At 42.3% G+C, this 6,877-nt stretch carries 7 protein-coding genes; 3 read left to right on the top strand and 4 right to left on the bottom strand.

Translation table 11 applies throughout. The annotated features are described in order from the left end of the window. The first annotated feature begins 162 nt into the window (after positions 1-162). From IQ264_RS21220 to IQ264_RS21230, 3 genes are read left to right on the top strand one after another with little or no spacing between them, the layout of a single operon-like run. Complete coding sequence (locus tag IQ264_RS21220) at positions 163-705, top strand: DoxX family protein (RefSeq protein ID WP_193982795.1); 543 nt, start codon at positions 163-165, stop codon at positions 703-705. A 5-nt stretch (positions 706-710) separates the two neighbouring features. Next, positions 711-1,616: a VOC family protein gene (locus IQ264_RS21225; protein ID WP_193982796.1), complete on the top strand. Its 906-nt coding sequence runs from the start codon at positions 711-713 to the stop codon at positions 1,614-1,616. A gap of 15 nt (positions 1,617-1,631) precedes the next feature. Next, a complete protein-coding gene (locus tag IQ264_RS21230; RefSeq protein WP_193982797.1) occupies positions 1,632-2,540 on the top strand; it encodes an SMP-30/gluconolactonase/LRE family protein in 909 nt (302 codons plus the stop codon). A 304-nt stretch (positions 2,541-2,844) separates the two neighbouring features. Here IQ264_RS21230 and IQ264_RS21235 read toward each other — a convergent pair whose 3' ends face one another. From IQ264_RS21235 to ctaD, 4 genes are all read right to left on the bottom strand, one after another. Further along, complete coding sequence (locus tag IQ264_RS21235; RefSeq protein WP_193982798.1) at positions 2,845-3,786, bottom strand: aldo/keto reductase; 942 nt, start codon at positions 3,784-3,786, stop codon at positions 2,845-2,847. Between the two features lie 238 nt (positions 3,787-4,024). Continuing rightward, the gene (locus IQ264_RS21240) at positions 4,025-4,492 is read right to left on the bottom strand and encodes a cupin domain-containing protein (protein WP_193982799.1); all 468 of its coding nucleotides are present in this window, start codon (positions 4,490-4,492) and stop codon (positions 4,025-4,027) included. A gap of 25 nt (positions 4,493-4,517) precedes the next feature. Continuing rightward, the gene (locus IQ264_RS21245; RefSeq protein WP_193982800.1) at positions 4,518-5,186 is read right to left on the bottom strand and encodes a cytochrome c oxidase subunit 3; all 669 of its coding nucleotides are present in this window, start codon (positions 5,184-5,186) and stop codon (positions 4,518-4,520) included. After that, entirely contained in the window at positions 5,179-6,840 is a 1,662-nt protein-coding gene (gene ctaD, locus IQ264_RS21250; RefSeq protein ID WP_193982801.1) for a cytochrome c oxidase subunit I, read from the bottom strand. The genes IQ264_RS21245 and ctaD overlap by 8 nt, the downstream gene beginning before the upstream one ends. Positions 6,841-6,877: the final 37 nt, after the last annotated feature.

Raw genomic sequence — 6,877 nt, forward strand, 5'->3', positions numbered from 1 at the left:
AGTGCAAAACTAAAAACAAACTCTATCTCATGGCTTAAGATATATCTCTAACAATTGGTCTATATTTATTTCACATCAATTTCATTATTGGATATTTTTAATTAGATAAATAAGCTTTTTCTCAGAATCTTTTAAGACAACTAATCATTTTGCTGATGAATTATGATCTATAAATTCGCGATCGGTTTTGCGATCGCTCTATTACTTGCAAACAGCACTGCATCTCACGTTTTAGGACTGAATCTATTGAGTCACCTTTACTTAGGGTTTCCCTCTGGAATTAGGGGTATTACTCTGCTTTTATTGCGAGTGGGAACTGGCATATTATTTATGCTGCATGGTTATCCCAAAATTACACACTTAAAACAATGGGCAAGTTCCCTAAAAATGCCCGTATTTCTCTGTTTTCTTTCTGCCCTTTCCATGTTTGGAGGTGGCGCTTTCCTAATTTTGGGATTGCTTACTCCTTTAGTTAGTATAGCTATTCTTGGCTCGATGATATTTGCGGCTTATTTAGAAATTACACAGGGTTTACCTTTTGTCGCCCGCGATCCTTATTTAATCCCTGAAGGACAGTATGAAGGCCCAAATGGTAAAGGCGAACCGCCTAGTTGGGAAAAAGCTTTTATGTATTGTTTAATGTTGATTACGATCGCTGTTTTCGGCCCTGGTATTTTTTCAATCGATGCTCTTTTATTCAAATAAGAATTATGAACACCGCTTTTCTATCACCCATACAAACACAACGGATAGAAGCGATCGCTTTAACTGTTGCTGATATCGATCGTTCCATTAATTTTTATACAAAAGCACTTGGATTTGAAGTCATTGATGATGGTAGTTATACGGAAAATTCTTATGGTAAAATTCGAGTTGTTACCTTAAAATTATGTGATGAAAAAATCCGCTTTATCCAATACTTCGACAAAGTAGGAAAGCCTATTCCACAGGATTCGCAAAGTAATGATTTGTGGTTTCAGCATTTAGCGATCGTCGTCAGCGACATGGACGAAGCATACAATTATCTTAAATCATTTCCTTTTGAAGCCATTTCCACAGCCCCACAAACAATTCCACCAGAAAACAAAGAAGCTGCTTATATTCAGGCATTTAAATTTAGAGATCCTGATGGTCATCCCTTAGAATTAATTTGGTTTCCACCGGACAAAGGACAGCAAAAATGGCAGCAAAAAAGTGATAAGTTGTTTTTGGGAATCGATCATACCGCGATCGCAGTTGCCAATACAGAACAAAGCTTACAATTTTACTGTGATTTCTTAGGAATGAAGATTGATGGTGGCAGTTTCAACAGCGGCGAAACTCAGGCAAAAATGGATGGTTTACCTGATGCAAAAGTACGAATTACTGCATTAAGACCAATTCAAGGTGGATTAGGAATTGAATTGCTAGATTACATTAAACCCGAAAACGATCGCCCAATTCCACCCGACCTCAAAACTTATGACATTGCTTCTTCGCAAATTGAATTGATTATTGATGAAGCTCAATTTCGCCAAAACAAAATCCAATTAGAAAACTTTCCATTTTTGCATCATAAGAGTTATCGAATTCAAGACCCCACAGGACATTTTTTGTTGTTAATTCCAAAAGCCTAAATTAAGAGAGTTTTTATGGCAAAAGCAAGCGAAATACTACCAAACACAATTGAAATCTATGATGACAGAATGCGGACATTAATTATTCCTGATGCCCGACTTGAGAAGTTAGCTGATGGTGCTGTTCATAGCGAAGGGCCTGTTTACTTTCCTGAAGATGACAGTATCATTTGGAGTGATGCTCATGACAATCGTTTGTTACGCTGGAGTGCAACTGATGGATTCAGCGTTTTACGCGATCGATCTGATTACCAAAACGGTAACTATCGGGATTTAGAAGGTCGCTTAGTTTCCTGTTCATCTGGGTTACGTGCTATTATTCGTCGAGAGCATGATGGACAATGGCGAATATTATGCGATCGCTATCAAGGTAAACGCTTAAATAGCCCCAATGATTTAGTCGTCAAAAGTGATGGCACAATCTGGTTTACTGACCCACCCTACGGCATTACCGAACCTAATCAAGGATATGGAGGCGAACAAGAACAAGCGGGAAGTTACGTCTATCGCTTCGATCCAAAAACAGGCGAAATTGAAGCAGTAATCACTGATATGTTGCGTCCTAATGGCTTAACATTCAGTCCAGATGAGCAACTTTTGTATGTATCAGACTCTTCTGCATTCAACATTCCCGACGGCTATCATCACGTTCGCGTCTATGAAGTTGTAGAAGGTCGAACTGTAACGAATGGTCGTGTATTTGCAGAAATTAATCCCGGTCAACCTGATGGTTTACGAGTCGATAAACAAGGCAATGTTTTCATTAGTTCTGAAGACAGCGTGCAAGTTTATGCACCAGATGGTACTCGTTTGGGAAAAATCCTAGTGCCAGAAACCGTTGCTAATTTAACATTTGGTGGACGTGGAGGCAAACGCTTGTTTATCGCCGCTGGAAAATCTTTGTATGCGATCGATCTAAATTAGGACTTACGCACTCTGGAGCCTGAAACCTAGATCCGAACTAGCCCCCCTTAATAAGGCAGGGCTAATTCATGGTCATCAAATAAAATTAACCGGATGGGGGGACAAGGGGACAAGGAGACAAGGGGACAAGGGGAAAGATGATTTTTCCGTTGTTTGCATTATCTCTCCTTCACAAATCAATTTCTCCGTTGAAAATGAATTAGCCCTGCCTTAATAAGGGGGGAACCTTCTAAGCCCCCTTATTAAGGGGGTTGGGGGATCTGGGTGTGTAAGTCCTATAAATACTCACGGGATCTAGAATCTCTCATCCTGCCGCTGACATCAACTGCTGTAGGCGCTGGGGTTCTTCTCCCAGCCAATCTGGATTTTGGGCGGTGCTATCGAAAATAGATGAGGTTTTGAAAGGCTCGAACTCACCTTTGGCTCCGGCTGATGCCGTTTTAGCTAATAAAGCTTGCACTTGCTGTTCTGTCATCGGCTGAAATGTTCGCACGGCTTCCAATGCTTGCTCAAGAATTTCCATGCTATCTAAACCAGTAATCACAACTGAAGTAGGCAGGTTTAGGGCGTAATGGAGACATTCGATCGGTGTTACCGTATTTGAGCGCAGCAAAATTCCATTAGCCATACTTTTCATGCCCAAAATGCCAATATTCCGTTTGACTAGTTCTGGAACAACCAGCTTGGCAAAGCTGCGATAGTGGGCATCCATGAGATTCAGAGGCATTTGAACTGTATCAAATTTAAAACCGTATTGATCTGCTACTTCCAGCGTATGTAGATGAATATAGGGGTCTTTGTGTCCGGTGAAGCCAATGTATCGGAGCTTGCCCGCTTTTTGCGCCTCTAAAACAGCAGCATGAGCACCTTCTTCATCAAAGATGCGATGCGGGTCTTCAAATCGCAGTATTTCGTGATGCTGTATCAGGTCAACACGATCGACTTGCAACCGTTGCAGAGATTCATCTATTTGTTTGGCAGCTTCCTTTTTGGAACGACCATCGATCTTCGTCATGAGAAATACTTTATCTCGATAGCCGTTGCGGAGTGCTTTCCCCATGCGAATCTCGCTGACTCCTTTGTTGTAATCCCAGCTATTATCCATGAAGGTGATGCCGCGATCGATCGCTGTGTGAACCAGCCGGATGGCTAGTTCTTCATCAACGTGCTTCAAGCTTAGATGCCATCCTCCCAGTCCGATCGCTGAAACTTGTTCTCCGGTACTGCCAAGTTCTCGATATAACATTTATGAATTTGACTTGATTCGTGTCATTTTTTTCCGATCCTAAAAAGACAGTTGAGTTATTGCGTCTTCCCAATGACATATCAATCAAACAACTGAATTTGGCAGTGGGGGTTTTTAACGGCTGTGATGCGTAATATCATGTCCGGCTAATCAACCTTAATATCCTTAATCCGAAACCCTGTAGAGACGTTGCATGCAACGTCTCTACAGTATGGGTAATCCACCGGACATGATATAACTACTCTATTGATGGTGTTTCCGCAAATTGCACAAGCAGTAAAACAGCGGGTTCATTTCCCACAGTTCCAGAAAGGTGTCCTTTCCGTCCCTGTGCATCCGCTTTTGTATTTTGGTCTGCGCCAAAAGAGATTTCACCAGCACCCATTTCCACTCGTTGCCCGTCCATCGTTTCCACAAACCAACGTCCCGATAAGGGAATAATCCATTGAGGTTTCGGGTTTTCGTGCCAAGTTCCTGTCCAGCCAACGGGTAGGACTGTAAAGCTAATTGTGGCACCTTCCTGTTTTAGCTGACCTAACCATTGCGGGGAAGCAGGTGGTGCAATGCTATTTAGCTTAAAATCCTGAATTTGGCGACGAGACTGGTGACTAACTCCATTTTGATCTGTCCAAACATACCAATACTCAATGGTAGGAGAGGCATTAGCTCGATCGATCGCTTTTTGTTGGGATAAAGGATTGTTCATATCGATTTGATAAACATAATCAAACTTACCAGATGTAGAGTAAAGAAAACAGAATTACCCAAATTACATCAACAAAATGCCAAAATAAAGTGGTTGCGCTTACCCCAAAATGACCATTGTTGTAGTTGTTTGGCAGGAGCGATCGCACTAACATAATCACCTGCAAAATCACACCACTAAAAACGTGCAATCCATGAAAACCAGTCAAAATGTAAAAAGTTGCTCCAACTAATCCAGTTCTTAATCCAAAATCAAGATTTTTCCACTCAATCCCCTGCCCTATTAAAAAATAAGTTCCCATCAAAGCAGTCATCAACCATAACAACCGAAATTTATTCAAATGATGACGGCTCAACGCACGTTCTGCCAGTTGAATGACGACACTACTAGAAAGCAAAATTATTGTATTAATAACAACAAAGGTAGACGGTATTGGGCCAGAAACACCAGGAGGCAACCACTTTGGAGTTGTCAATCGTAGGACAATGTAGCTGAAGAAAAAACTTAAAAAAACGATACTTTCGGATAACAAAAATATTGTAACTCCAAACATTCCTTTACCATGATGGTCTTCGTGGCTTCCGCCTCCGCTGGGCAGAAATCGTTTTAACCAATCTGGCAACTTTTGGCGCAAACGTTCGAGATCGATCGGACTTTCATCAACATGAATTCTAGTGTTGGGCGAACTACTCATCGTTAGAAACCTCCTCACCAGATTGGGTTGCTGAAGCTTCTCCATAAGCTCTAGGATTGCCGTAGTTGTAAGGGGGAAAAACCACTTGGGGAATCTCAGCAAAGTTCTCTTTCGGTGGTGGTGAAGAAGTTGTCCATTCCAGTCCAGTTGCTCGCCAAGGATTGTCAGTTGCTCTGGTTCCTGCGAGAATCGAACCAATCATGTTAGCGATAAAAGGTAAGGTTGAAACTCCCAACAAAAAGGCTCCTAAACTAGCAACTAAATTCCAGCCTTGATACTCTGGTGGGTAGGAAGCAACTCGGCGCACCATACCTTGTAAACCTAATGGGTGCATGGGGAAAAATGTGAGATTTGCACCAATAAAGGTTAACCAAAAATGTATTTTTCCCCATCCTTCTGCATACATTCTTCCGGTTATTTTTGGAAACCAGAAATAAATGCCAGCAAAGATTGCCATTGTGATTGTATTGAACACAATGTAATGGAAATGCCCGACTACAAAGTAGGTGTTATTAACGTGCAAATCAAAGGAGTTAGCAGCCAACATTACACCTGTAATGCCGCCAAAAATAAACATTGCGGCTCCACCCATTGCAAATAACATTGGTGTATCGAGGTGAAGTTTGCCTCGCCATATCGTAGCAGTCCAACCAAATGCTTTTACTCCTGTTGGTACAGCTACCAGCATTGAAGTTACAGCAAATAGCATTCGCATCCATCCTGGAGTTGCACTGGCGAAAAGATGATGCGCCCAAACAAAGATGCTGACTACGGCAATGCCTAAAGAAGCGATCGCTAATGAACGATAACCAAACAAAGGATTACGGGCGAAAGCTGGCAATACTTCGGCAAAAATGCCAAAGGCAGGTAACGCCATGATATAAACGGCTGGATGGGAATAAAACCAAAAGAGGTGTTGGTAAAGAATCGGATCGCCATGTCCCGCAGGGTTAAAAATCGTAGTCCCAAAAGCAAGATCGAACATTAACAGGATTAATGCCCCGGTCAGAGATGGTAGATTAATGAGTTGCAGTAGTTGGGCACTGAGAACCGACCAAACGAAGACAGGCATCCGAAAAAAGGTCATTCCGGGTGCGCGAAGCCAGAAGATCGTAGTAACAAAATTGACTGCCCCCATGATCGAGGAAATACCCAGCAAAATTAAGCTGATAATCCAAACTAGTTGACCAGAGGGAGCTTGTAAACTTACTGGTGGATATGACCACCAACCAGCTTGAGCAGGGCCATTAGGTAACAAAAAACTGGCGATCAGCAAGATTCCCGCTGGGGGAATCAGCCAAAAGGAAATGGCATTCAGCAAGGGAAACGCCATATCTCGCGCCCCAATCATCAAGGGAACTAGATAGTTTGATAGCCCTGCGTTGAAGGGAATGATCCACAAGAAAATCATCACCGTTCCATGCAAGGTAAAAAGGGCGTTGTAGAGAGGACGATCGACTAAATTTAATTCTGGCGTAGTCAACTCCGCCCGGATTAACATCGCCATCAATCCACCGATTAAGAAAAAAATAAAGGTGATGAGGATGTATTGCACACCGATAATTTTGTGATCGGTGCTGAAGCGAAAATAGTCTCGCCATTGGGGAGTTTGCGATCGTACATCTACATCATTGGTAATCGAAGGATTTGTCATGATTCACCCTCCTTCATGGGGACTGGGGATTGGGGAC

The organism is [Phormidium] sp. LEGE 05292, assembly GCF_015207735.1.
In the GTDB taxonomy this organism is placed as follows: Bacteria; Cyanobacteriota; Cyanobacteriia; order Cyanobacteriales; family Aerosakkonemataceae; genus Floridanema.